Origin of the sequence: Bacteroides sp. 41_26 (genome assembly GCF_949740115.1) — a bacterium.
In the GTDB taxonomy this organism is placed as follows: domain Bacteria; phylum Bacteroidota; class Bacteroidia; order Bacteroidales; family Bacteroidaceae; genus Bacteroides; species Bacteroides nordii.
Genome location: NZ_CATJGZ010000082.1, coordinates 1 through 24382, shown reverse-complemented (window position 1 = coordinate 24382; position 24382 = coordinate 1). Strand labels below are relative to the sequence as shown.

The 24382-nt window shown below is 39.8% G+C and carries 28 protein-coding genes; 27 read left to right on the top strand and 1 reads right to left on the bottom strand.

The window, feature by feature from the left end:
- Positions 1-227: 227 nt before the first annotated feature.
- The 4 genes from QX565_RS11735 to QX565_RS11720 are packed head-to-tail and all read left to right on the top strand — an operon-like array spanning position 228 to position 3088.
- Positions 228-1082 (top strand): ABC transporter ATP-binding protein, encoded by an 855-nt coding sequence (locus QX565_RS11735; RefSeq protein WP_221650927.1) that lies wholly within the window; start codon positions 228-230, stop codon positions 1080-1082.
- Positions 1079-1900, top strand: coding sequence for a hypothetical protein (locus QX565_RS11730; protein ID WP_221650928.1), 822 nt, complete (start codon positions 1079-1081; stop codon positions 1898-1900). Before QX565_RS11735 ends, QX565_RS11730 begins: the two co-directional genes overlap by 4 nt.
- A gap of 14 nt (positions 1901-1914) precedes the next feature.
- Positions 1915-2283 carry a GntR family transcriptional regulator gene (locus QX565_RS11725; RefSeq protein WP_221650929.1) on the top strand — a complete coding sequence of 123 codons (369 nt, stop codon included), beginning with the start codon at positions 1915-1917 and terminating at the stop codon, positions 2281-2283.
- A 16-nt stretch (positions 2284-2299) separates the two neighbouring features.
- Positions 2300-3088 carry a hypothetical protein gene (locus QX565_RS11720; protein WP_289292841.1) on the top strand — a complete coding sequence of 263 codons (789 nt, stop codon included), beginning with the start codon at positions 2300-2302 and terminating at the stop codon, positions 3086-3088.
- A gap of 323 nt (positions 3089-3411) precedes the next feature.
- Here the strand turns inward: QX565_RS11720 and QX565_RS11715 are convergent, their stop codons facing one another.
- Positions 3412-3774, bottom strand: a complete 363-nt coding sequence (locus QX565_RS11715) for a hypothetical protein (protein ID WP_289292840.1) — start codon at positions 3772-3774, stop codon at positions 3412-3414.
- Positions 3775-3934: 160 nt separating this feature from the next.
- On the opposite strand from QX565_RS11715, the gene QX565_RS11710 reads away from it, so the two are divergent.
- The 23 genes from QX565_RS11710 to QX565_RS11600 all read left to right on the top strand — a co-directional run bounded on the left by QX565_RS11710 (position 3935) and on the right by QX565_RS11600 (position 24132).
- Entirely contained in the window at positions 3935-4177 is a 243-nt protein-coding gene (locus QX565_RS11710; RefSeq protein WP_289292839.1) for a hypothetical protein, read from the top strand.
- Positions 4178-4179: 2 nt separating this feature from the next.
- The gene (locus tag QX565_RS11705; RefSeq protein ID WP_289292838.1) at positions 4180-4536 is read left to right on the top strand and encodes a helix-turn-helix transcriptional regulator; all 357 of its coding nucleotides are present in this window, start codon (positions 4180-4182) and stop codon (positions 4534-4536) included.
- 1 nt (position 4537) lies between these two features.
- A complete protein-coding gene (locus tag QX565_RS11700; RefSeq protein ID WP_289292837.1) occupies positions 4538-4942 on the top strand; it encodes an XRE family transcriptional regulator in 405 nt (134 codons plus the stop codon).
- Entirely contained in the window at positions 4939-8850 is a 3912-nt protein-coding gene (dnaG, locus tag QX565_RS11695; RefSeq protein WP_289292836.1) for a DNA primase, read from the top strand. Before QX565_RS11700 ends, dnaG begins: the two co-directional genes overlap by 4 nt.
- Positions 8851-9038: 188 nt before the next feature.
- Positions 9039-9272: a hypothetical protein gene (locus QX565_RS11690; protein ID WP_289292835.1), complete on the top strand. Its 234-nt coding sequence runs from the start codon at positions 9039-9041 to the stop codon at positions 9270-9272.
- A gap of 70 nt (positions 9273-9342) precedes the next feature.
- Positions 9343-9594, top strand: coding sequence for a hypothetical protein (locus tag QX565_RS11685; protein ID WP_289292834.1), 252 nt, complete (start codon positions 9343-9345; stop codon positions 9592-9594).
- Between the two features lie 211 nt (positions 9595-9805).
- Positions 9806-10084 (top strand): hypothetical protein, encoded by a 279-nt coding sequence (locus QX565_RS11680; RefSeq protein WP_289292833.1) that lies wholly within the window; start codon positions 9806-9808, stop codon positions 10082-10084.
- A gap of 22 nt (positions 10085-10106) precedes the next feature.
- Positions 10107-10427: a hypothetical protein gene (locus tag QX565_RS11675; RefSeq protein WP_289292832.1), complete on the top strand. Its 321-nt coding sequence runs from the start codon at positions 10107-10109 to the stop codon at positions 10425-10427.
- Between the two features lie 484 nt (positions 10428-10911).
- On the top strand, positions 10912-11511 hold the full coding sequence (locus tag QX565_RS11670) for a hypothetical protein (RefSeq protein ID WP_289292831.1): 600 nt from the start codon (positions 10912-10914) through the stop codon (positions 11509-11511).
- Entirely contained in the window at positions 11492-11977 is a 486-nt protein-coding gene (locus tag QX565_RS11665; protein ID WP_289292830.1) for a hypothetical protein, read from the top strand. Before QX565_RS11670 ends, QX565_RS11665 begins: the two co-directional genes overlap by 20 nt.
- Positions 11978-12070: 93 nt before the next feature.
- The gene (locus QX565_RS11660) at positions 12071-13183 is read left to right on the top strand and encodes an ATP-dependent Clp protease proteolytic subunit (RefSeq protein WP_289292829.1); all 1113 of its coding nucleotides are present in this window, start codon (positions 12071-12073) and stop codon (positions 13181-13183) included.
- A gap of 21 nt (positions 13184-13204) precedes the next feature.
- Positions 13205-14221: a hypothetical protein gene (locus QX565_RS11655; protein WP_289292828.1), complete on the top strand. Its 1017-nt coding sequence runs from the start codon at positions 13205-13207 to the stop codon at positions 14219-14221.
- A gap of 29 nt (positions 14222-14250) precedes the next feature.
- Positions 14251-14832: a hypothetical protein gene (locus QX565_RS11650; RefSeq protein ID WP_289292851.1), complete on the top strand. Its 582-nt coding sequence runs from the start codon at positions 14251-14253 to the stop codon at positions 14830-14832.
- 125 nt (positions 14833-14957) lie between these two features.
- Positions 14958-15809, top strand: a complete 852-nt coding sequence (locus QX565_RS11645; RefSeq protein ID WP_289292827.1) for a hypothetical protein — start codon at positions 14958-14960, stop codon at positions 15807-15809.
- Positions 15809-16396, top strand: coding sequence for a hypothetical protein (locus tag QX565_RS11640; protein WP_289292826.1), 588 nt, complete (start codon positions 15809-15811; stop codon positions 16394-16396). Before QX565_RS11645 ends, QX565_RS11640 begins: the two co-directional genes overlap by 1 nt.
- Positions 16371-16655 carry a hypothetical protein gene (locus QX565_RS11635; RefSeq protein WP_289292825.1) on the top strand — a complete coding sequence of 95 codons (285 nt, stop codon included), beginning with the start codon at positions 16371-16373 and terminating at the stop codon, positions 16653-16655. The genes QX565_RS11640 and QX565_RS11635 overlap by 26 nt, the downstream gene beginning before the upstream one ends.
- Positions 16648-17235, top strand: a complete 588-nt coding sequence (locus QX565_RS11630) for a hypothetical protein (protein WP_289292824.1) — start codon at positions 16648-16650, stop codon at positions 17233-17235. The genes QX565_RS11635 and QX565_RS11630 overlap by 8 nt, the downstream gene beginning before the upstream one ends.
- 11 nt (positions 17236-17246) lie before the next feature.
- Positions 17247-17462 carry a hypothetical protein gene (locus QX565_RS11625; RefSeq protein ID WP_289292823.1) on the top strand — a complete coding sequence of 72 codons (216 nt, stop codon included), beginning with the start codon at positions 17247-17249 and terminating at the stop codon, positions 17460-17462.
- A complete protein-coding gene (locus QX565_RS11620) occupies positions 17462-19189 on the top strand; it encodes a hypothetical protein (protein WP_289292822.1) in 1728 nt (575 codons plus the stop codon). The genes QX565_RS11625 and QX565_RS11620 overlap by 1 nt, the downstream gene beginning before the upstream one ends.
- Positions 19190-19896: 707 nt before the next feature.
- Positions 19897-20442 (top strand): phosphoribosyltransferase, encoded by a 546-nt coding sequence (locus tag QX565_RS11615; RefSeq protein ID WP_289292821.1) that lies wholly within the window; start codon positions 19897-19899, stop codon positions 20440-20442.
- A gap of 11 nt (positions 20443-20453) precedes the next feature.
- Complete coding sequence (locus QX565_RS11610) at positions 20454-21023, top strand: JAB domain-containing protein (protein ID WP_289292820.1); 570 nt, start codon at positions 20454-20456, stop codon at positions 21021-21023.
- A 161-nt stretch (positions 21024-21184) separates the two neighbouring features.
- Entirely contained in the window at positions 21185-22438 is a 1254-nt protein-coding gene (locus QX565_RS11605; protein WP_289292819.1) for a DUF2971 domain-containing protein, read from the top strand.
- Positions 22439-22707: 269 nt separating this feature from the next.
- Entirely contained in the window at positions 22708-24132 is a 1425-nt protein-coding gene (locus QX565_RS11600; protein WP_289292818.1) for an exonuclease domain-containing protein, read from the top strand.
- Positions 24133-24382: the final 250 nt, after the last annotated feature.

The following is a 24382-nucleotide window of genomic DNA, read 5'->3' as shown; positions in this document are numbered from 1 at the left end:
AAAGTACAACACCGGGCAACGGTAACGATGCCGTCTATGGATACTTCCTCCATCGAAAAGATAGGATCATAATATTCGTTACTTTGTGGTGAGTTTTGCTTATGTTTAATCGGGTATTATATTTTAATTTTTTTCTCTCTATCTATTGCAATATTAAAAAGAATACCTATTTTTGCAGTGTACTATTATACTAATACACTTATACATTATATTAAAAGACAAAAGGTATGATTGCAGTAGAACATCTTTCATTCATTTACCGTAAGTCAAAGCGTGCCGTGTTGCACGACTTCTCCCTTTCGCTGAAGCAGGGGAGAGTTTACGGATTGCTTGGTAAAAATGGTGCGGGTAAATCCACACTTCTCTATTTGATGACTGGTCTGCTTACTCCTAAAAGCGGACGGGTTTTATATCATGATACAGACGTTCGCCGCCGTCTGCCGGTGACTTTACAAGATATGTTTCTTGTTCCCGAAGAGTTTGAATTGCCGGCAGTCTCTTTGGTTAGTTATGTTGAACTGAACAGTCCGTTTTACCCTCGTTTCAGTAAGGAGGACATGGTGAAATACCTTCATTACTTTGACATGGACATGGATATCAATCTGGGGGCTCTTTCTATGGGGCAGAAAAAGAAAGTGTTCATGAGCTTTGCTCTTGCTACAAATACCTCTTTATTGCTGATGGATGAACCGACCAATGGACTCGATATTCCGGGGAAGAGCCAGTTCCGTAAATTTATAGCTTCAGGTATGACGGATGATAAAACAATTATTATTTCCACACATCAGGTACGCGACATTGATAAAATTCTCGATCATGTTTTGATTATGGATAATAGCCGTGTATTGCTTGATGAGTCTACGGCAAACATCTGCGAGAAATTGTTATTTCTGGAGAGCGATAATCGCGAGTTGGCAGAAATGGCCCTATTTGCTTCACCCTCCATACAGGGCAATGTGATGATATTGCCTAACACAGAGGGAGAAGAGTCTGATATAAATCTCGAGTTACTTTTTAATGCTACTTTATCTGTGCCACAGGAAATTGCAAAATTGTTTCATACAAAAACAAATGAGTTATGATAAAAGATACTTTTTTCAGTATGCCCCGCTTTATGAATCTTTGCCGTAAAGATATGGTAGAGAATTGGAGATCAAATGTGCTTCGTATTGTGTTGATGTACGGAGTGATGGCGCTTATTATGATTTGGAACGGTTACTTTCAGTATCGGGGTGGAGGCTATGGAGACACTGATCCTGCCTGGAGATTTCTTTTGCCTCTTCTGATGTGGGGACTTTGGACGTTTGGCTGCCTGAGCGCTTCCTTTACCATGGAAAAGATGAAAACAAAGACAAGCCGCCTTTCTGTATTAATGACTCCTGCCACTCCTTTTGAAAAGTATATTTCACGTTGGCTGGTTTCTACTGTTGTTTTTTTAATTGTTTTTCTTATAGCTTATAAATTGGCCGATTATACCAGAGTATTGGTTTATACACTGAAATATCCGGATATAGATACTATTGCACCGGTTCCGTTGTCACATTGTGTCGGAGGAAACGTTCCCTATTATACATTGACCCGTACGTTGAAAGATTTTATGTTGATTATTGGAGGATATTTCTTTTTCCAGTCTTGTTTTGTGCTGGGTAGTTCTATCTGGCCCAAGAATGCTTTCTTAAAAACCTTTGTAGCCGGAGTGATAATAACGATTTTCTATGTATCAGTCACTATGGGAGTGGCTAATCTGGTTCTTGAAAAGAATGGCGATTACTCTGGTATTTATAAAACGGAACGTACAGAGTATTTTATATTATCAGCTATAATAGTCTTCTTTACACTGATGAACTGGATACTTGCCTATTTCCGTTTTAAAGAGGCTGAAATTATTAATAGAATGTAACAAACTCCTGACTTATGAATTTTAAAGAAGCTAAAGCAATTTATCTACAGATAGCAGATAGAATCTGTGACGAGATACTTCTCGGACAGTACAAAGAGGAGGAACGTATTCCTTCCGTCAGAGAATATGCGGCTATTGTGGAGGTAAATGCCAATACGGCCATGCGTTCATTTGATTATCTCCAGTCACAGGAGGTGATTTACAATAAACGTGGTATTGGCTATTTTGTCTCTGTAGGTGCAAAGAAGAAGATTCTCTCTCTTCGGCGAAAGACATTTTTGAAAGAGGAGCTGGATTATTTCTTCAAACAACTTTATACACTTGGCATTTCGGCAGATGAGATAGCAGAAATGTACCGGGAGTACAGTAAACAACAACACTAAAAACAAAATCTGATTTATGAAACGTACAACTTATATACTTATAGGAATATTAGTATTGGGACTGCTGGTATTATTAGCCTTTGTCTTTTATGCCTCAGTAGCCGGCAACAAGCCAAAGGAGGACAAAGAACTCTTCCCGGAATCCGTGTCGATGGATGCGACAGGCATTCACACCGTAAAGTTTAGACTCGATAAGGAGAATGTGTACATCCCATTGTTGGGCAGATTGTGGGTAAAACCTGGACAGGGGGAGACTAAGACGTTCTCTTATCCCAAAGGAGCTTCCAAATACTTTACGGTTGAACGTGAAAAGGACACCTTGTTCGTCTCTTTCCGTTACGATGAAAAACTGTTCTCAGATAAAAAGGGCGAATATGAATTGCCCACCCGTGGATTGAAATTTAATCTGGAAGCAGATTCAACCTTGAACCTCATTTACAATCATGTGGGCGGATTGGGTGTTGCCCTCTCCAATTTAACATTGGACAGCCTTTCTGTCCGGACCATGTTTCAGTCATTTTTAGTTGATTCCTGTAGATTTCGTGCATTGAATACGGAGGTCTTTTCAGGATCCTTCGATGTATACCGGAGTACAATCCGGGATCTGCACATTAATCTGAATGGGATGAAAAATTGGAGAGTAGAGAAGAGTGATATTGATACGGAATACTTGAGCGGCGACTATAAACATCGGTGTGAACTTCCCCGGGGAGAGTGTCGTCAGATGTTTTGGATTCCCCGGAATAAAGATGCAGAATTGAGAGTCACTTTAAAAACTGAAGCCCGTGTCTTGCTTCAGGAGTAATTAGGATAACATTGTATTTATTTTCTGAAAAGATGAGGCTGATCCGTTTTTCCGGACCAGCCTCATCTTTATATCGCTTCCGGGATAGAACTGGATAGTGATTCTCGGATATAAAAAAAGAGAAGCAATTGCTTCTCTTTCTGTAAGTTGCGGAGATCCGACTCGATGACGGATTTGTCTATATTGTAAGTCGTTGATTATCAGTTGCGTGTTACGTTGTATATTCATTACTTTTTTGTTATTTTGTCCCAATTTTGTCCCGGTACAGGATATAATTAAAGTGTTATGTAATAGCACTTTATAGACATTATTTAACTGTTTTCTTAAACGGATTTTGCTTTAAGTTGAGAGTTCTCTATTATTAATTTTTGGTTTTTATTCATTTGTTCAAGCAGCTCTTCTCGTAGTTTTTTATTCTCTTCCCTTAAGTCTCTATTGTCTTTCCTAACTTCTTCGTACAGCTCCTTATAATTATTGTTAAGAGAATACGGGGCTGCATTCTCGGCAACCTTATTTATCTCATTTTGAACGAACATTTCCCCTTCACCAGATATAAGCCAGTATATATTGACCTGTGGGTATTTGCGTGATATATTACCAATCACATCAGCTCCGATTGTCTCTCGTATTGTTCGTGCCCATGATTCAGACTTTCCTATGGACCTGCAGAAAGCTCTGGCACTCATGTTTAGCTCCTTTATAAGAAGGTGTATTCGCTCTTTTATCATAAAAAAGTTCAAATGTTGGTGATATTTTACCGATATATTTTTGTAATTGGTGAAATATTACCTATGTTTGCAAAGTGATTAACTAATAACGAAACAAAGATAACAAAATTAAGCAACGATGCCAATACCACATTTTCGCTATTCTTTTGCTAAAGGCTTTGATAAGATGACCTTAGAAGATATTCGTAAGGCTAAAGCAGAGCTATATGATTTTTTAGGCTGTACGACTAAATCTGATTTTAGTCGCAAGAAGCATTCTTTCCGGGATATTCCCCAGCATGTATACGATGGGGTCAATCAGATTTTCTTGAAATATGGCGTTCAAGAAGAGGATATTTGGATCATTAGTGAGATAAGATAGGTATGAACTTAAATGTCAAACTGGGTAAATGTCAGGAAGAGATAGCCGAATTTATCGGGTTCGGTTACTCGATAAAAGAGACTGCTGATCTGCTCAAGAAGCCGGAGAATACGATAAAAAGTACTTTAAAGCGAATCTATGAAAAGGCGGGCATTCAAAAAGCGACAGAGCTTTCGAAGTTTGTCTTTTGCCGTAGGTTTGATATTCCGCTATCTATGTGCGAACCGGCCAGACAGATCGTCGCTGTTCTATTTCTTTGCGTATATTTTTTCTCAATGTCTGCTGACTATGATAGTGATGTTTACTCGCGTAGAGTCAGGAGAGTTCGTACAGAACGGATAACAAGACGAATAAATTGATATGGTTAAAAAGGCAAATTGGAGTCCGGCTGAAGATGCTACGTTACGTAGTGAGCTTGAGAAAAAGACACCTCTCAAAGATATAGCAGATATGCTATGCAAAACAGAGGATGCCGTATATCTCTATTGTTACAGACATGATATCCCTCTCCGTCCGCGTCTCAAAAATCCCATGATGCGCAATCTCCTTGAAATAAAATTCGGACGCCCGGAATTGTTCCATCCGAATCGTGATTTTTTGGTTCGGGTGGGCATCAACCAGAAACGATGGTCGGAATTGGCATGGGGATATGTGCAGCCTACACAAGACGAAATGATGAGGGTTGCTAAAGAACTTAACTTTACAGTAGAAGAAACTTTCAAGCTGATGGATTCCCGGCAGCTTGATTTATTCGAAAAACTATGAATCAGATTCCTCAAGAAATAATAGATAGAATACTTGATGAAGTCGATATCGTCACTGAAATATCAGAGGATATCACTCTTCATAAAAAAGGGGTGAATTATACAGGCTTATGTCCGTTTCACTCTGAGAAAACTCCTTCGTTTACTGTCTCTCCGTCAAAAGGAATCTGCAAGTGCTTTAGCTGCGGCAAAGGTGGTAACGTGATTTGGTACCGTATGCAGCATGATGGCTTGTCGTATCCGGAAGCGATACGGGAACTTGGCCGCAAACACAATATTGAGGTGCCGGTGATCGAATTGTCTCCGGAACAGCAGCAACGGCAGGACGCACGCACTTCTGCTATGATCGCAATCACTGAAGCATATAATCTTTTTCGGGATAATCTAAATTCGTCTCCGGAAGGCAAATCCTATCTGGCAGAACGAAAAATTTCTCAGGAGATAATAGACCTCTATGGGTTAGGTTTTGCTTTTGACTTTGATGGGCTGAGCCGGGCAATGGTCGCTAAAGGATATCAGCAGGATAATTTGATTGCGGCAGGTGTCTCTTATTGGAATGAAGAGAAGAAGCGGCTCAAAGATGTGTTTTGGCAACGTGTTCTTTTTCCCTATTTCAATAAGACTGGTCAAGTTGTAGGTTTTACAGGTCGCGCTGTTAATGATCAATCTGCGAAATACAAGAATACTGCTGAAACTATTCTTTTCACTAAAGGTGAGAATCTTTATGGATTGTATCAGGCACGGGCAGCGATTCAAAAAGCAGACAAAGTATATATTGTCGAAGGACAGTTTGATGTTCTGTCGATGGCACAGGTCGGTATCCGGAACGTGATTGCCGGTTCCGGTACTGCTTTCACACCGAAACAGCGTAAGGTACTGCATGGTATAACGAGTAATGTTGTGTTTATATATGACGGTGATGCAGCTGGGATCGCTGCTGCTGAAAAGAATCTTGAGTCATTTGTAATTGATGAGTTTAGGGTACGTTGCATTACGCTTCCATCCGGTAAAGATCCGGACGATATGGCAAAAATCAAAGGCACAGATTTTGGGGAGTGGTTAAATAAGGCTGAGAAGAGTTATGTTGACTTTATGTCTAAGATTCTTTTTTCTAAAGAAGATGACGAGTTTCAGCGTCTTGATAAAACAAAAAAGATTCTTTCGATTATACTCAAAGAGAAAGAAACCATCATTCGGGATTCGTTCTTGGGCACACTGGCGATAAATTCCGGCTATGATTTGGATAGGCTTCAAGAGCTTATTGATGAATCCCATTTGCCGGAACAGCCGGCACGGTTTGAACCGGGATTCATCGGTGCGGAATTTGCTAAAGAATTTATTGATCCCGAAGATAAAGAAATCCATTTGGTCAATGATTTCTCACGTTTTCAAACGTTGATCGGTGAAAAAGAACCGTATCTCTTTTATTCCGGTGTTCCAGGTGTCAATGATATACAAGAATTGTCCCAGTTGGCTGAGCGTGTCGTTGTTCATTCTCCGAATATGGATTGTAGTTACAGGAAGGAGAATGTGGATTGCTTGATGATGAAAGAGTTATATAAATTCGGCATTACCGTTGATGTTATTACAAATGATAAAATCAAAGGTTTTATCTATTATTATGTCGAGTATTATGGCGATCTGATCAATGAATCATCTCCGACTCCGGAAGTACAGAATGAATATATTACCCGGTGTGCCGAGATGATATCGTATGCTAAGCAGGCTATTCAGACTGTAAATCTTCCAATCTGGTCAGAATTGCTTGGTTTAAAGATCAGTTCTATGAAAGAGTTGATCAAGCCTTTTTCCAATGAGCGTAAGAGTAAACAGAGGATAGAGCGTGAGCGGAGCGATGTGTATAATGAATTGATGTCTGTCGATACGGATCGTTTGCCGGACTATGTAGAACAGTCTGAAGAGTATTCCCGTATGCTTCGCCGATATGGTTTTTATCCACTGTTGAACAAAGAAGGTGTGCCTGTATCGTACATGTTTAAGGTTGAAAATAACAGTTATCGACGTGTTGCCGATTTTTATATTGACCCTCTTTTTCATGTGTATAGCAAAAATAAAGAAGAGAACCGGCGCGTGATCCGGATCAATCGGTTATACGTTAATAAACCGACTTATGTCGAATGGCCCTCTTCTGTTTTTGTGAAGCTGACTACTTTACAGGAGATGCTGATTAACGAAGGTGCATATAACTTTGAAGGCGGTGACGCTAAGGATTATGCCCGGATATGGAACTGCATATCTTACAAGTTTCCAAAGTGTACAGAAATTAAAGTGTATGGCCAACAAGAAGAAAACTGTTTCCTGTTTTCAAATGGTATTTTCCATCAAGCCGATGGAGAATGGAAATTTGAGTATACGGATGAGTTGGGGTTGATGAGACATGATGATGAGATCTTTTATTCACCTGCTTTTAGTAAAGTGAATGCCGGTATCCGTAAAGATAACGATAAGTATGAACAGGACCGTTGGCTTGTATATACTGATACTCCATCCAACAAGCGTATCACATTTCAAAAGTGGGCGGAGTTGATGGATGAAGTATATAAGATCAATGACAACGGCAAATGGGCACTTCTGTACGCGATTATGTGCGCTTTCCGCAGCGATATTCATCCTATCAACCGGCACTTTACGGCTATATTCTTTATAGGTCCTACGATGTCGGGTAAAACACAGATTGCTATCAGTATCAGAAGCCTTTTTATAAAGCCGGAAGCGCCGTCTTTCAATCTCAACTCCGGTACCGATGCAGCGTTTTTCTCAATCCTTGAGCGGTTTCGTGACGTTCCGCAAATCTTTGAAGAATATAATGACGACATGATTTCAGATGTGAAATTTCAAGGGTTGAAACAGACGTGCTATGATGGAGAAGGCAAGCAGAAGCGTAAAGCTGCGACCAGTAACGATATTGAGACATCTAAGGTCAATGCTCCGGCTGTTATTTTAGGTCAGGAAGCTCCGCAAAAAGACGATAATGCATTATCCAATCGTGTCGTATTGTGTGAAGTTCCTAAAAATGATTCTATTAATGAAGATCATGCACAACGTATCTTTCAAGAACTGAAAGATGCGGAGAAAGCCGGCTTGTCTTATCTGTTGTTTGATATTCTACGTTTACGTCCGATTGTGAGACGCAATTTTGCTGATTTACAAAAACAATGCAGCAAAGAGTTGCAGAATAAAGTTGAAGCTGCCGGAAGTCGTAGCGGTGACCAGACACGTGTGATCAACACGGTGTCGATGTTCCTCGCAATCTGCAAAATGCTCACTTTGTACGCTCCAGAGTTGAAGCTTCCTTTTACCTATGATGAATTTTTGCAGTTGGCTGTTGACAAGATTCGCAAACAGGTGGATATGCTGGTTAAGACCGATAAACTCGCTATGTTCTTCAATACGATTGATTATCTGATCGATAAGGGATCGATCAAATACGGTCGTGATTTCAAGATTGAACGTCCGGGCCGGTTGAAACTCAAAGGTGGGGTTGAGAAGATCATGCAGCCGGTGGATACGGCCGTACTCTATATGAACTTATCAAATGTTCATAAAATGTACGCAGCTGCGATGTCTAACGGTGATAAACCTTTGTCTCTAACAACATTAGAAGTGAATCTGAATTCACACCCGGCATTAATCGGCCAGGTTTCGAATACCCGCTTTAAATGGATGGAGGTTAAAGAGGTTCCGGCGGGTGGTATGACTGTTAATCCGGCAACCGGTGAATCTACTAACAACATGGCTATGACGCGCGTCATGGATCCTCGTGAGAAACAGACATCGGCCGTAGTACTCAATTACGATATTCTGTCGAAAATGATGGGTATCGACTTTGAGCGGAGTGAACGTCCTGAAGAACCTACTGATCCCGTACAACAAGATTTACCATTTTAAAAATAGGAGAATAAATTATGATTAAAAAATTTGATGTACACAATGCCGTCTTTGATAATTTGCAGGCGATCATTCCATCTTTTTGATGTCCTTAAAGACATAGGGAATAATGAGTATGTAACAACGTATCTCAGAGGAAAGGGATATAAAGTAACAAAACAAGAATAAGTTTCAAAATGAAATCAATTATGAGTAGGAAGAAAAAAGTAGATGACCGTAAGCAGCTTTTAATACGGTATAAAATAGATGAAAAAGGGCGTGTGTCTTTTATAGATCCTTGTTGCGATGAAATTCCAGCTCGCCTTTTTGGTAAGATAATGGAAGCCATATCTAATGTAGAGAAAGAATGGAATTGTAGAATGGATAATGAAGTTAGTTCTTTACCTCCTGATATCACATTAGATAAACCAATACTTAAATAAGAACAGTAATGAATAAGGTGGGGTCGCGATTCGCTAGGTCACCTACAAAACAGAATAAAAAAGAATAAAAATGATTAGATCAAGATTTTTTGTAAGTAAAAAAGAATGTTGCGGAGATTATCGTCCGGTGAAATGGCCTATTCAATATCCGTACTGGTGTACAGGTGAGAATGCCAGTTATTTTATTTTAGTAGCTTATGTTGAAAATATCAACGAATTAATGGACTTATGGCCGGAAGCAACTAATATTGACAGTGAAGAAGTAGATAAAATATGCTTTTCGGGGCGATTTCCTAAGCCTGATTGGTACAAAGAGAATTAATTCAATACAATGCAAAAAGGTATTTATGATTGGATATCATATTGGTCTCCAAGTATAATTACCGATATAATAAGAAGAGCAATCAGCATGATTACTATGATTGCTATAAACCAAACAATAACATTTATAATTTTATATTTACTTGACATATATATTAGATGTTATGCAAATATATAGAAAAAAGGAATATAATGGTCAAAACAAGATAATTATGAATAGAAATCAATTGTATCCAACATCGATCTGGGAAGCCGCCAGACCTGCCGGTGTATTTTACGATCATTTTTTTTATACAAAGCGTTCCGGAGAGGTTCGTAAGGTACAGGGTACCATCACAGTGATGAGATACATCGTTGTGAACGGAGAGCGCAAACTGATACCTTGCGCCAGAAAGGTAAGATGGGATGGATATGGGCATTGTTTCGTTGGGACTCATAACCTTCGTAAGCGGAGATATGACATTCCTTTAAAGTCGATAGTATTAGAATAGTAATTAATAATAGTGTATTTTTATGATATTCATTAAAGTGTTTATAGTAGTTGTGGTCGGTAGTTTTTTATGTGGATACGGCTTTAGGGCGGGTAAACGGACGTGGAACCGTTTACGTGCATATAGAGGCCCGATCAAGAGGGCTCCGGAAGGAGAGTATTATTATACGGTTGTTGGTCCACTGATTGCCATGCGTGCGCGGGGGTATCCTGATTGCAGGACATTCTTTGATGACCGCAATTATGATGCCGGGAATTATTTCCCGGACAAAGCAACGGCGGAGGATCGGATACGCCGGCTTCAAGAATTTAATCTGGAGGGTTCTGCATCGATCACGAAATGATAAATAAGACATTCTTTCTGAAACACCACTGGTTGTACCGGTGGTGTTTCTTGTTTCATAGATCAATCCCCCGAATACCCCCGGATAAAAGACTCTGAGAATAGAAGAGAGTTTTGAAAAAAATGACGCAAAATATCGACCAACAGACCAACAGACCAACAAGAGGGCATATTTTTCAATACTTATATTATATAAAATACTAATATATAGAGTGATAGATTGTATTTTATATTGTTGGTTTCTGTTGGATGATACTGTTACGTTGTTGGTTTTTGTTGGTTTTACATTTTTCTTCTTTCTGTTCATTTTCAAGTCATTAATTTCTAAAACCAACAAACTACCCGTTTGTTGGTCGTGTTGGTCGTTAATTTATATACTTAAAATTTGCTTATGTGCTTGATAATGTGTAACTTCAATATTCTTGTTGGTCTGTTGGTCGGTTGGACGGCTAAATGACATACTTGATACATGTATTTTTCAAAATATGAAAAGAAAAGATAGATTTGTGTGTTGGATATGGGTTGCTCCTTTTGTGAAGCAATATTTGATTACCAATTTTAAGGTTGATGATCCGGAATGGCCGGAGCTGGTGAACATATCTCAAGATAGATCGCTTGATGTGTTGTTCCGTTCCCGGCTGGTTAAGCCTTCGAACCGGTATGATAAGAGGATATCCCAAAACGGGAATTATAAATACCGTAATTGCAAGGTTGCCCTTGAAATTACGAAATCTGACTTTTATTGTCATGGGTGGTCTCTATCTCCGACCGATGAAGCAGCTTTGGCGAATGCGCTGGAGATTCGTTGCCGTACGATCCTGCTGACGTATTTGTCGGTAGCGTATATGGTGAAACCTAATCTGAGTGTTTGTATCCAACAATTTTATGAGATATTCCATTTCGATGAATCGACATGGCCGTCCGATTCCATTCGCCGAATCTGGAATCGGGATACCACTATTGATAAAAATGCCCTTAAGACAGGGATCGACGAAAAAATTAATAAAATAGTTATTGTGCAATTGTTCAAAAATGGGACAATTTCACAGTCAGGCAAAGAAACATATGAAAACAATTCAATTTGACTTTGACAATGTGGGAGGGATAACACGTATTTATGCTATCCCTATGACCTCTTTTCTTCGTTTGCGTAAGGATTATATAAACGAGATGCAATATCTTGAGGTGAAACAAAGGGCGGACATCATTGCCATACCGGTTTATGCCGACAGTTCTTTCACTTTCAACGAGACTCAAAGCCAGGAGGATGGCGGTGAGCTTTGGACTGTCGAGATTGCCGGGCTTATACCTAAACGTTATAAGCTTAACGAGAAGATCGTTCGTACGCTTGAGCGCGGTGAATGGTTCGTTCTCTTTCAGGACAAGAATGGGGATATCGTACTTGCCGGTAGTATAGAGGTACCGTTGCATTTCTTATCCGAGAGAACCACCGGTACCGAGACGGAGGTGAACGGTAACCTGTTTAAATTTGTTGGGATTGAAGCCGAACCTTCTGTTCTTATTGACAATAAAGACATATCCGTACTCTAAATCACCTGTTTTTAATGCTTTTGCCGTGTTAAGTGTCCTTAGCACGGCTTTTTTTTGCACCTACTTTCGCACTACAATTTAAAATCATAGTGTATGGAAGAATCTGTTTTAGAAGTAAATGGCATGATCGACCATTATGGATGGCAGCGTACAAATATCAAATGGCACTTGAATAAGAATAAAGGTAAAAAGGTGCGTTGCAAGATCAATTCATGGGGCGGTTCTGTCAATGAAGCGATTGCAATTTCTAAGCTCTTTGAAGAGCATGGCAATGTTACTGTCGAATTTATTGGATTTTGTGCTTCAGCCGTCACTTGGATGGCATTTGGCGCTGTATCGATAGAAATGCATGAGGACAGTTTATGGTTGTGCCATAAGTCGTCTATTCCCGTCGATATCTATGGGAGTATGAATGCCGATCAGATCGAATCTACAATAAAGCAGTTACAAAATGAGAAGAAATCACAGGATGCGATTGATCTGATTATTGCCAAAAAATATGCGGATAAATGTGCTGCAAAGGGCAAGACGATCAAAGACGTATTTGACTTGATGAAAGAGGAACGCTGGATTCCGGCCGATGAGTGTTTGAGCTGGGGATTCGTCGATCATGTTATTCCCGGTATCAACAAAGTGAGTAACGACTTCCGGAGCCTGATGATCGAGAATTGTGCAGCATTGAATCTACCTGTTCCTATTTTTCCGGAATATGAACTGCCTAAAGATGGTCCAAACGATTCCTACTTAAAAAAAATCATAGATTCGTTGACCTCCTTGATATCTTCTAAAAAAGAAGAACTGCATGTAGAATATCAAGCTAATATTAACTCTAATAAAAATCAGACAATGAACAAAACTTTCGTTGCTGTCAATATCCTTTTGGCTGTTGAAGGATTGACAGAAAATGACGGTAAGATCGAACTTACTGTCGAACAGATGCAGAAGATCTGCGATGCTTTGAATCAAGGTGTGACGGATAAGACTTCGGTCGATAATGCGATTGCGGCTCTTGATTCCATTTCACCGAACGTTCAGGCTATTGACGGGCTGACAAACAAGATTCATGCAGTGAAGGCGCTCGTGAATTTGCTTCCCACCGGTGTACCGGCAGGAAATTCTATTCCGAAAGACAAACCGGAAGATAAAAACTATGAAGATAGTAAGAAAGATCCGGTGAACCGCTTCTTTTCTGAGGACGAAGATTAACCCTTTAATTTTTTATAGAATATGGATTTAACAACCCCTATTGACATTCAGGCCGTCATTGGTGCGGTCAAAAAACACAAGGATTTGCTTGTTACGCTTGATGCTGAAGAAGCGGGCGATATCCTTAAACATTTTACTCCGATTCCGGGTATCAAGGACTCGATCACGTTAGGCCGTACAACGCTCGGCAAAATCTCTCACAAGTACACTGGTCAGTTTGTCGGCCAGGTATTGAACGGCAAAATCGTACCTCGTACCCTTACTGTCTATCCGTGCGTCATGGAGATGGATGATGAACCGGAACGCTATCGCAGAACTTATATCACAGAGGTGAAAGGCGGCCTGTACCCTAAAGAACATCCGTTTGAAATCTGGTTGAACAACTATGGAATCAAATGTGCTTCTAAAGAGCTTCACGATGTGATATTGATTGCCAAGTATGATTCGGATGCAGAGAAAACAGACCTGTCTACTTCGTTTAACGGTCCTTTCACTATCCTTGAAGACGAAAAGACAGCCGGTAATATCTCTGAAGAAAAGGGTAATATGTACAAGACCGGTGCTTTCTCGCGTGCGGATATCGGTACGAAACTTTTGGAGATGTATCGTTCAAGAGCCAATACTTTCCGCAAGAAGAAGGCAAAGCTCTTCATATCTCCGGATTTGGGGGATATGTACGATGATTGGTTAGAAGATCAGGGAGTACTTGTTGTTGACGGTAACGGGAATTTATCTGAAACGACTGATCAGCAATTTTTGCGCGGTACTAACAAAAAAGTTGAGATTGTGCGCCTGACCGGTATGCCGGACGGCTCTCACTTTGTACTCTTGACAACAAAAGAGAACTGTTGTTACGGTTATGATAAAGAAGAGGACTTCCGCCGTTTAATCCCGTTTAATTCCGGTAACCCTTATCATTATAATGCTGCCGGTAAATATGTTCTTGGATTTCAGTTTGTCACTCTTGACAAATCTGAACTATGCATTAATGATCAACCTGTTACACCTGTTGAATCCGAGTCGGATGATTCTGAGTAACAGTAGTATTAATTAAATAATTGACTGCTATGGCAAAAAAATGTATTGAATTAGCTGATATCGATGAAGCCGTATCATGTGCCGACCTTGATAATTTAGCCGGTGTTGTTCAGAGCTTGGTATATGGGTATTGGGAGGATGTCGCTTCATGGCCGGATTTACCGGCACCTTCCGGTGAAGCTGCTACGATGTCGTTTGCTGATGCCGGTGCTTGGGATGGTGACCTTGTGATGAAAGCGGGGTGTCGGGCGTACCAGTTGGTATTTACCGATGACTCCGGAGAACTGACGATTTCGGATCAGGGCGAGACTGGCGGAGAGTCTTGCAAGTATGAACTTGCGATCACACGTGCAAAGATGTCACAGGTGATCTTTGGTTTTGAGAACGCAACGCGCGGCCGTCGCCTGTTCCTGATTGTTACCGATAAAAACGGTAACCGCTATCTGATGGGTGACAAGCTGAACGCTGCGAGAAAAGTTGCGGCAGATGCCAGCACGACCGGAAAAGTCGGTACTGATTTGAATAAAACCCCTCTCAAATTTGATTACTCCTGTCCTCGTAAATTGATGTATACGGGCGATGTGGAGAAGATATTGCAGGTGGCTGAGTGATTTTCTGTTGTTTTTATTCTGTTTGTTTTCAGGAGTCTGTTGCGTGATGTAACGGGCTCCTTTTGTTGTGTCCGATTTCCGCACCTTTTACCGCACTATTTTTGTGTAGTTTAAATTTTAAAGTTATGTCTAATAGATTTATTCAATTTCGCCAGCGTGCAATTGACTGGCTTAATTCAGACCGTGATTTCAGTGCAGGTATCCTTTTGCTTGAGGAATCGCGCTTTAAACCGGGTGTTGTTACTAAGCTGAAGCGGCACGGTGTGAATGGTCCTGAAGCGAAGAAACGCTTGAAGTTCCTTATTAATGAGTTGATCAATGCTTGGGCGATGTCGGAGCAGGAGTTTACCGATGATGCTCCGGAGTTGGGTGTATCTTCCGGTTTGGATTTAGAACGGCAGGAGGGGCATTCGGATATGGATGCTTTGTCTTTAGTCGATGTGTGCAAAGCGCTCGATAAAAATGAACGGCAGTATCCAGAGACGGTTGAACAACTGATCCGCCGTTATGCGGATGCGTATAAGCAAAGGGATATCCTGCATAAAAAGATGGCTGAAATGCCGGAGGATAATGATGCGGAGACAGTTGCGGCACGCAAGGAACTTTCTGATCAGATTGCTGCCCTTTCCGATGAAATGGAGTTTCTGTATCCTAAATATGAAGCATATACCGAAAAGGGGGAGATACCTGCGGCAGAGGATTTGCAGCAATCTGCCGGTGAAGATGCGGACACCGGCAAAGAAGAGAGCGGGGTTGATTATTCTTCACAGTCAAAAGAAGAGTTGCAAAAGATACGGAAATCGGTTGCAACGAAAATCGGACGGGCAAGGAATATGCTGGATTTTCAACAGGAGAAAAAGGCAGATCAACCGAATCCGATGCCGGAATGCCCCAAAAGGGTCAAATACGAAACCAAGATAGCCAATCTTGCCAAAGAATTGGAGAAGATTGAATATGCTATTGCTGCTTTAGGCTGATGCTTGTAGAATGTAGTGAGATAAAAAAAGATGAGAAAGCGGCTGAATCGGTTAGAGGGGTCAGCCGCTTGGAGGTCGATCAACATTATGCGGCGGATATTCTGACGAATGTGTTGCTGAAGCCGGTCGGGTTAGGACCGATTGAGGTCGGTAAAAACAAGCACTTTTATTCAAAAGGTGCTTTTAACCTTATTCAGTTAGTACTTTATCTGCTCAGACAGACCGGGCCGGCACATGTCTTTATCTCAAGTTATTCTATTTCCGAAGAGAGTCTTGCGACTCTTTTGCGGTATAAAGAGCGTGACGATATTCTTTCGATAAAGTTTTTGATTGATAATCGTGTGAGAACGATATCGCCTAAACCGTTCGATTATCTGGTAACCGCATTCTCTGACTGCTATCGGTGTTGTGCGCTGCATGCCAAAGTTGCTTTGATCTGGAATCAAGAATACCGGTTGTCTGTTGTGGGTAGCCAGAACGCCACGCACAACCCTAAATTGGAGCGCGGTATTATACATACTGAGGAGACGGTTTTTCAATTTGATCATAAAATTTTGACTGATGAATTTGACAACGGAACAACTTAAAAGCATTGAAGATTTGGCATACCGGCTGATTGTTCCGGAACTTGTCGCTATCAATATCGGTGTGGATGAGATCGATTTCTTACATGAGATACGTACTTCGGGTACCGATGCGAGAAATGCGTATTACAAAGGTTATCTGAGACAAACGGTTGAGACCAGAGAAGCGATAATAAAGACGGCTCAAAATGGTAGCAATCCGGCTCAGTCCGAGCTTCTTAAATTCCTGAATGATGTACAAAACCATTTGAAGTATGAATAAAAAGGGTGTTCCATCATTGGCCGAGCAGCGCTATGAATTAATTCAGGCACATATTATTGATCCGGAGAACTCACCTCTTCCGGATGAGCTTCGCGAACAGTTCAACCGGGTACTTCAGGTCGCACGCCTGTTGGATGATTATCCGAATGACAGTCATATAATCAATATCATGTTGGCTAAATATCGGATCAGCACTACACAGGTGCGCAAAGACTTGCGTTTGGCGCGAGAACTATTTAAAACCAATCATACTTTCGACTGGGATTTCTGGCACGCATGGCAGATTAAGGATCAGCTTGAGTTGATACGCGAATGTAAGCTTAAGGGTGACCTGAAGAATTGGAATAATGCCAAAAAAACATTGGCTATCTTGATCGGAGAGAAGCCGGTTGCTTTGGATGATCCGAAGCGCATGGAGAAGAATGTATTCTATATTCAGGTCAATAACGGTACCGGTGAGAGGGTGAATATCAGCCTTGATTCATTGCGCGGATTGTCACAGCAGGACCGGCAGGCAGTGATTGATACGTTTTATCAGCCGGTCAATGATACACAGGTAGAAGAAATAATGAACTCATAAATTTATTGCAAATGAACAGACTCACTAATAAACGTTTAGTCAAATTTTTGATGGATTATCGCGGTATCGACATGATAAGTGTTACCGCCAAAAATGTCGTTGTACAAGTGTCGAAAAAGTTCACTCCCTCACAGGCGGAAGAGCTTTGCCGGCAAGTTGGCCACACCAATGATTTCAAGGCTGCTACGGGTGCAGGTAATAATTATATCATCCTTCCCCGCTTCTGATGGAATCAAACGTATGGGAAGAAGAGATTAGCGTTAATCCGGCACAGCTCGCCTTTTGGTTACAACCGGCTAAAAACAAATATGCGATTTACAGTCGTGGTACAGGTAAATCATTTATTTGCGGTGCCGAGGTGGATGAGAATGTACGTCTCATGCCGCGTGGGGTGACTACGTTGGCCCAGGCTACATACGGGCAGGCGTTAACCAAGACTCTTCCGTCTACGTTTAAAATGCTTGAGATGCTTGGGTACAAGCGTTATGATACCAAAACCAAAACAGGCGATTATATCGTCTGCCGGCAACCGCCTGAGGGGTGGTATCGCCCTCATGAACATATCATGAGTTTCGAACATTGCATTACGTTCAGCAATGGTCATTGTCTCTATATTTTGACACAAGACGGCAATTCGCGAGGACCGAACGCCGATTACAATATTACCGATGAAGCGTTGACGCTTGACAAAGAGCAGTTTGATCAAGAAGTTGCTCCGACCAATCGGGGTAATGAACATGTGTTCGGGCGTAAATCACTTAATCCTTTACTTAAACATCATGGTAATACGTTCTTATCCTCAATGCCTTATACTCCGGAACAGAAATGGCTACTTGAACCGGCACTGTATTATGAAGAAGAACGGGGCATACACCTGTTTGACGTCTGGAATAAGATAGTCAAACTGCAAATGCAACTTATCGATGCCAAGATCGCGAATGATGTCGGACTGTTTAAAGAGATCTGGAATGAAACAGTTCGCCTACGCCGCACGATTACCCCGTTTGTCAGCAAAGACGGTACTTTGTTTATTCTTGCTTCGATCTTCGATAATATCGCAAATGTCGGTATGAGCTATATTATCAACCAGTACAACATCATGGATAAGCTTACATTCATGATCGAGATCCTGAACTACATGGTTGATAAGATCGATCACTGTTATTACAACCTCGATGATCGTCACCGGTATTACAATGCAACCAATGATTCGTTTATCCGTGATTTTGCCGAGAACACCGAATTTGACTGGAAACGGTTGGCGGCTACCGACAGCCGCATGGATGCGGACTGTAACCCGAACCGATCGCTTGAGATTGTCTGTGACTGGGGTTCTTCCGCTTCTTTTATGGAGGTGGCGCAACCGTCTCACTTTGACTGGAGTACAAAGATGCTGCATCCGGATCGTATGGTAGATAATACGATCAATGAGTTCTTCGTCAAGCGTGCCGAAGAAGATGACACGGAGATAAATGCATTGATTGATAAATTCTGCTATTATTACCGTTTCCATTCTTACAAGGTTGTAGAGTTCTATCGTGACCGGTATGGTGACGCACATCGGGCAAACAGCAAAAAGACGTACAATGAGATTGCCATTGCCCGGTTGGAGAAGAACGGTTGGAAGGTCAACCAGCATACACATAGAGGTATCGAGCCGCCGCAACATGATAAATACCTGCTATGGTCGTATATATGTGCTGAGACTGATGAACGCTATCCCTTAAAGCGGTTCAATGCTTCCAGATGTAAATACATACTTATTTCAATGAACAATACTCGTGTACGTACGAATACACAGGGCAGGTTTGAGAAGGACAAGCGCAGCGAGCGTAATGATTCTGTACTTCCCGAAGAAGCCACACATTTCGGTGACTGTGTAGACAAACGTGTGTGGACGAAGTACGGTGATATCCTGATGCATACATATTCTTTTGTTGATGCGAGACTTTAAAGAGTTTCGCACTGTTTTTCGCACTGTTGGACCGCGTTGCTGTGGGCGGGCGGGGATGGCGCTGTTTCATATTTCCTTTTTTGGTGCGGAACGGGGTGCGGCACGGGATAGGGCGCGTTAGGGTTCACTTCGTGACAGTCCGTCAATATCAAGAAATTGACGGACTTAATTTTTTGATATTCGGAACGTTGCTTTTTTATTAACAATCGTTTACCTTTTCGTTTTCCGCCCGATTTTGCTGCTTCTTCGGTTCTCTGAAGCGAATTTAAAATCGGCTGGAAAACGAAAAGAGAACAGAGTCTTTTCTTTTGTTGCGTTCACGCAGGTCAACCCTATTTCTGAATGCAGTCAGAAATAGGAGAGAGGTAAAGCGTATGCGCTTTGCTTCCGGTTCTCTCCTTTTCGCCAAAAAATAAATTTCACTTATCACTACGGTATGTTTCGTCTTTTTAGGCAGCGAAGGTAAATTGTTTGCTTGCCTGTATCAAGTTCAAGCCGTTCCGGTTCCCTTTAAAATCTCCACACCTACGGGTAGTATTTCGTCTGAAAAACTTGCTTCTGCCATTCTAAACAACCTTCTGATGCTGCATAAAAAGGCGAAACATACCGTAGCGATGAGCGACGGAAAAAAAAAGCTCAAAGGAGAGAACCGGAACAAATTATAAAAAAAGGCTCACATCCGAAAGCTTCAAAACTCAAGAATAATAATGGAAGCAATTAACCGACAGTTTAGAAAATTCATGTTCACCGCTTTTAACTATCTGCCGACACGATACAAGGCTAATGCGGAACAATGGAAAGTAAGAAATTTTATTTGGGCATTCAAAGACGGGCAGGAATGGGCTTGTAACGGTGCGGCAAATATTGTTGCCACTCAGATTTTAAAGAGGTACGGAAACGCGGCTAAGGAGATGGTATTTGCCTGTGTACCTGCATCCAGTGAACAAAAGAACCGTATTCGGTATAACCATTTCTCGGAGCTTGTTTGCAGGGCGACAGGGATGCAAAATGCTTTTTGGCATATTACTGTTGAAACCGATCGAATTGCAATACATGAGATTGAAAAAGGAGAACAGGTACAGAGGGATTCTATACTCTCTTTTGATCAGGAATTTTTTGCAGGGAAAAAAGTTTTTGTGTTTGATGACATTATCACAAAAGGCTTTAGTTATGCACGTTTCGCAAGTATGATCGAATCGTTTGGAGCGTGTGTTTTAGGAGGTATTTTTTTAGCGAAAACAATAAATCTTTAAATCATACGAATATGACAAATTTTGAATTACACAACGATTATAGAACGAAATCTTTTGAAGCTCTTGACATATTGGGGTTAACCCATAACGATGTATCGGAAGCAAATGACTTTCATGAATTATATAGGAATTTGACACCAGCAAAAAAACAGTTGGTAATGGCGGCAATAGAAGTTTACAGATTATTTGCTTATCGGGAGAGAAAAGATAAAATTCTTAATAGCAATGATATTTATATGGTGATGAAACCGTATTTGCAGGATTTAAAGAATGAGGAATTTTGGGTGATCATGTTGAATCAATCGAATACCATTATAAAGAAAGTACGGGTTTCGTTTGGTGGGATTGATATGACGGCAGTCGATATACGGTTGATCTTAAAAGAAGCTTTGCTTTGCAATGCTGTTTCTCTTGTATTGGTTCATAATCATCCCAGTGGGAATACGAGACCGAGTACGCAAGATAATACATTGACCGAAAAAATGAAAAAAGCGGCAAATGTGATGAATATAAGGTTATTGGATCATGTTGTTTTTACTGATAACGGGTATTATAGTTATTCGGACGAAGGCATGCTTTAGGGCATGCTTTCTTTGAGATAGGGAAAAATTTTTCCACTTGGAGCGGCAAAATTTTTCCGCTAACGCGGAGGGGGGCGCAATATATGCGATTGTTGGAGCGTTTTCACGCAGATTTTTTCTATTTTTGTTGTTATAATTATAGTTAATAAAATGTAGTGAAGATGGCGTTGAATTTATATGAAGAATTGACTGTTGGCATAAGAAGTGCATTACAGGGGATGTCTGGTGCTTATAAGATAAAAGAAGTCCTAAATGATGATAAAATTAAGGATTTTGATGTAATAATTAATGGGCATGCATATTTTCATATGGAAGATGTATCTAAAGGGCCTATAAGACTTCGATATATTGCTAAACCTCGTGAATATCCTCCTTATAGTATGAATATTCAAAACTTCAATTATATTCATTTATTTTATAAACATAATAAGTTAGAATTGAGTGAAGTATCTCAGATTATAAAGCATTGTTTTACTTTTCCTGAGACAATTGATGAAGATAAAAAATGTATTAGTGAACTTGCTTATTCTATTTTAGGTATCAAGGTTCCAGTATCAATTATAGAATATGATTTGCGAACTAAAAGTTACTTCTTAGTTGATTGGGAGAATGAAGAAGGGGTTGAGAATTACTATTGGAGAGAACTTTTCAAAACGGAAAAGAATGAAGAATTGATTTTGGCTAAATATATGACTTTTGATACCTTTATTAAGACTGTTCTATCAGGAAAAATGAGAATGAATTCTATTATAGGAATGAATGATAGAAGTGAACTCAATTTTATTAATCAATATTTATATGGTAAAAAGCCAATTTCTATTTATGACGCTGATACTGTTGAACCGTTATATGAAGCTAATAGGCGCTATATAACCAGTTTTACGACTTTAATTGATGATTTAAATATGTGGCGGTTATATGGTGATGATTCGGCAGGGGTATGTTTGGTATTTAAAACTTTAGATTCTCAACCTGTGCCATTTTTATATCCGGTATGTTATGTTGATGATGACAAAGAATCTCCAATTACAAAAATTAAATTGTTTATCAATAAACTAAAAGAAAAGAATATCAATTTTACTTTTAACTCTTTAGATAAATGGGGTAATTTCTTTAAATCAAAGAGTTATTCTTATGAACAGGAGTATAGGCTGTTAGCGATGGAGGATACTCCGACTAATTGGTTTGTGGGGGCGGATAATGGGATATTAACGCCTTATATAGAGAAAAATTTGAAAAGTAGTTGTAGATATATTGATCATAAACAAGATTTTCCTTTGCATTTGTCGGAGGTTATTTTAGGTTCTAAGATGCGGGGTAAAGAAGAGAATATTTACCAGTTATACGAACTGCGTAGAAGCTTAAAAGGTTTAAGTTTTAGTGTAAGCATTAGTGAAGAAAGCACTTATAGGTAATGTAACTACGAGAATAATGTATTTACACAGATAAAATAGGAGTTATTATTACGTTGATTCATGCTACAATGTAGGATATAAAATTAACTGTTCTTATTTTGTAGTTTTTCTTTTCCATGATTTTGATGGTTTTCTTTTCAGTAAAAATGCGATTTATTTTCTGGACTTGTATAGTTTAGGCTATTTTTTAGTACAGCGATGTATGTTTTTTTTGTATTTTTGCGCAATATTGTTAAATGGTTTAATTGATTTTGTTAATCATGGATGCTATGAATTTTATAGCTGTTGACTTTGAAACAGCAACCAATGATAGGATGGCCTGTCAAGTAGGAATAGTTATTGTTGAGAATGGGGTAATTGTGAAGAGAATAGTTAAGTTGATTCAACCTCCACATAATAGGTATGATGCCAATACAATAGTAGTACATCATATCACACCGGAACAGACAAAACATAGTCCTACTTTTGATAAGATTTGGGAGGAAGTAAAAGATTATTTTATAAATACCACAATTGTGGCTCATAATGCGCAATTTGATGAAGATGTATTAAACCGTAATTTATTCTATTACGGTATTTCATCTATGGGTATTCTTCCATTTAGATGTACATGTAATTTATATAATAGAGTTGGGTTACATGATTTATGTAAGGCATTTGGCATGTCGCCAGATGGGCATCATGATGCTTTGTTTGATGCTGAATGTTGTGCAAAGTTTTATCTAAATTATTTAAATAGTGTAGAACCAGATTTTTCACAGATAACGAACCGCAAACCGAAATTTGATAAGTTAACTTCAAAGACATTGAAGGGGGATATTTTAAGGAAAGATTTGTCTCAGGGAGACCCTAATAACCCTTTCTATGACCGTAAAGTGGTTATAACGGGCGAATTCCTTTTAGATAGGAAAGAGTTAGCAAACCAATTAAAAAAAATGGGAGCTGACATAGATACGTCGATAACAAAGAGAACGAATTATGTACTTATTGGTACAGATCCCGGTCCTGCAAAAATGGAGAAATTAGAAAAGTTGATACATGACGGATTTAATATCCGCAAGTTGTTTCAACAGGATATAGATGCTATTTTATCGGGAAATTGGGAAGGGTATCATGCTGAAAAGGAAGTAAAAAAAGATTTGTCTTTTACTTATGATCATTATCTAAAACATCATGTTACTTTTGAATCTGATCGTAATATTATAGCATCTAAAGAACTGTATTATGGTACGGGATTTAAGGGAAACTTAGATTTGTTTAAGCAAATAACCGGTAATTTAGGAGCTGCGGGAGATGTAGAAATTTATCCAGAGACAAATATCTGTGTATTAAGTGATTCAACGTTAGAGACGTTGGAAGAGGGTGAAAAAGATGATACTATACTTTACATAGAGAATTATTATAATAATAATAAAGCCATTGTTTTTGACTTTGAATTTATATCAGAGAGTGATATCTTAGATTTTTGTAAGGGTAGATGTGAGCAGTGTGGTGATGAGGTAACGATGGAACTTTATGAGAAATATATGGAGTCGGCTATTCGTGCTACAGAGGTTGAAAGTAAGTACAAATTTAAGGGAGGAAAGAATTACTGTAAAGTCAACGGAAAGATCGTTCTTAAATTGGATGATGGGCGGACATGGTGTCCGAGTAGGCAATTCAGGGGAGATACTTATACGATAAAAGAGGATTGATAAATAAAATAAAAACACTTTTTTGGCACTTTCAAATATTATTCTCATATTTGCAGTGCTAAAACATGATTGTATAAATCCCGGTGAGCTTCGGTTAATTGCTCAAAGATATTCTGCGGGCTTTTTTTATGTCCTGTGGTTTCCTCTTTTTATGAGTGAAATGTTACATATATAATGAAATGGCGGTTGCCCTCTTTTCCAATTCTTAAGCCTTCGGGATTACGAATCATGTTTTAGCGAACGGAAAATG

What these genes read in the sequence shown, in the direction of transcription:
- QX565_RS11605 (WP_289292819.1), top strand. Translation starts at nt 21,185, where the DNA reads ATGGCGTTGAATTTATATGAAGAATTGACTGTTGGCATAAGAAGTGCA.
- QX565_RS11650 (WP_289292851.1), top strand. Translation starts at nt 14,251, where the DNA reads ATGGCAAAAAAATGTATTGAATTAGCTGATATCGATGAAGCCGTATCA.
- QX565_RS11720 (WP_289292841.1), top strand. Translation starts at nt 2,300, where the DNA reads ATGAAACGTACAACTTATATACTTATAGGAATATTAGTATTGGGACTG.
- QX565_RS11620 (WP_289292822.1), top strand. Translation starts at nt 17,462, where the DNA reads ATGGAATCAAACGTATGGGAAGAAGAGATTAGCGTTAATCCGGCACAG.
- QX565_RS11735 (WP_221650927.1), top strand. Translation starts at nt 228, where the DNA reads ATGATTGCAGTAGAACATCTTTCATTCATTTACCGTAAGTCAAAGCGT.
- QX565_RS11630 (WP_289292824.1), top strand. Translation starts at nt 16,648, where the DNA reads ATGAATAAAAAGGGTGTTCCATCATTGGCCGAGCAGCGCTATGAATTA.
- QX565_RS11610 (WP_289292820.1), top strand. Translation starts at nt 20,454, where the DNA reads ATGACAAATTTTGAATTACACAACGATTATAGAACGAAATCTTTTGAA.
- QX565_RS11645 (WP_289292827.1), top strand. Translation starts at nt 14,958, where the DNA reads ATGTCTAATAGATTTATTCAATTTCGCCAGCGTGCAATTGACTGGCTT.
- QX565_RS11730 (WP_221650928.1), top strand. Translation starts at nt 1,079, where the DNA reads ATGATAAAAGATACTTTTTTCAGTATGCCCCGCTTTATGAATCTTTGC.
- QX565_RS11635 (WP_289292825.1), top strand. Translation starts at nt 16,371, where the DNA reads ATGAATTTGACAACGGAACAACTTAAAAGCATTGAAGATTTGGCATAC.
- QX565_RS11675 (WP_289292832.1), top strand. Translation starts at nt 10,107, where the DNA reads ATGATATTCATTAAAGTGTTTATAGTAGTTGTGGTCGGTAGTTTTTTA.
- QX565_RS11615 (WP_289292821.1), top strand. Translation starts at nt 19,897, where the DNA reads ATGGAAGCAATTAACCGACAGTTTAGAAAATTCATGTTCACCGCTTTT.
- QX565_RS11700 (WP_289292837.1), top strand. Translation starts at nt 4,538, where the DNA reads ATGGTTAAAAAGGCAAATTGGAGTCCGGCTGAAGATGCTACGTTACGT.
- QX565_RS11725 (WP_221650929.1), top strand. Translation starts at nt 1,915, where the DNA reads ATGAATTTTAAAGAAGCTAAAGCAATTTATCTACAGATAGCAGATAGA.
- QX565_RS11640 (WP_289292826.1), top strand. Translation starts at nt 15,809, where the DNA reads ATGCTTGTAGAATGTAGTGAGATAAAAAAAGATGAGAAAGCGGCTGAA.
- QX565_RS11705 (WP_289292838.1), top strand. Translation starts at nt 4,180, where the DNA reads ATGAACTTAAATGTCAAACTGGGTAAATGTCAGGAAGAGATAGCCGAA.
- QX565_RS11670 (WP_289292831.1), top strand. Translation starts at nt 10,912, where the DNA reads ATGAAAAGAAAAGATAGATTTGTGTGTTGGATATGGGTTGCTCCTTTT.
- QX565_RS11625 (WP_289292823.1), top strand. Translation starts at nt 17,247, where the DNA reads ATGAACAGACTCACTAATAAACGTTTAGTCAAATTTTTGATGGATTAT.
- QX565_RS11690 (WP_289292835.1), top strand. Translation starts at nt 9,039, where the DNA reads ATGAGTAGGAAGAAAAAAGTAGATGACCGTAAGCAGCTTTTAATACGG.
- QX565_RS11710 (WP_289292839.1), top strand. Translation starts at nt 3,935, where the DNA reads ATGCCAATACCACATTTTCGCTATTCTTTTGCTAAAGGCTTTGATAAG.
- QX565_RS11715 (WP_289292840.1), bottom strand. Translation starts at nt 3,774, where the DNA reads ATGAGTGCCAGAGCTTTCTGCAGGTCCATAGGAAAGTCTGAATCATGG.
- QX565_RS11600 (WP_289292818.1), top strand. Translation starts at nt 22,708, where the DNA reads ATGAATTTTATAGCTGTTGACTTTGAAACAGCAACCAATGATAGGATG.
- QX565_RS11655 (WP_289292828.1), top strand. Translation starts at nt 13,205, where the DNA reads ATGGATTTAACAACCCCTATTGACATTCAGGCCGTCATTGGTGCGGTC.
- dnaG (WP_289292836.1), top strand. Translation starts at nt 4,939, where the DNA reads ATGAATCAGATTCCTCAAGAAATAATAGATAGAATACTTGATGAAGTC.
- QX565_RS11660 (WP_289292829.1), top strand. Translation starts at nt 12,071, where the DNA reads ATGGAAGAATCTGTTTTAGAAGTAAATGGCATGATCGACCATTATGGA.
- QX565_RS11665 (WP_289292830.1), top strand. Translation starts at nt 11,492, where the DNA reads ATGAAAACAATTCAATTTGACTTTGACAATGTGGGAGGGATAACACGT.
- QX565_RS11680 (WP_289292833.1), top strand. Translation starts at nt 9,806, where the DNA reads ATGAATAGAAATCAATTGTATCCAACATCGATCTGGGAAGCCGCCAGA.
- QX565_RS11685 (WP_289292834.1), top strand. Translation starts at nt 9,343, where the DNA reads ATGATTAGATCAAGATTTTTTGTAAGTAAAAAAGAATGTTGCGGAGAT.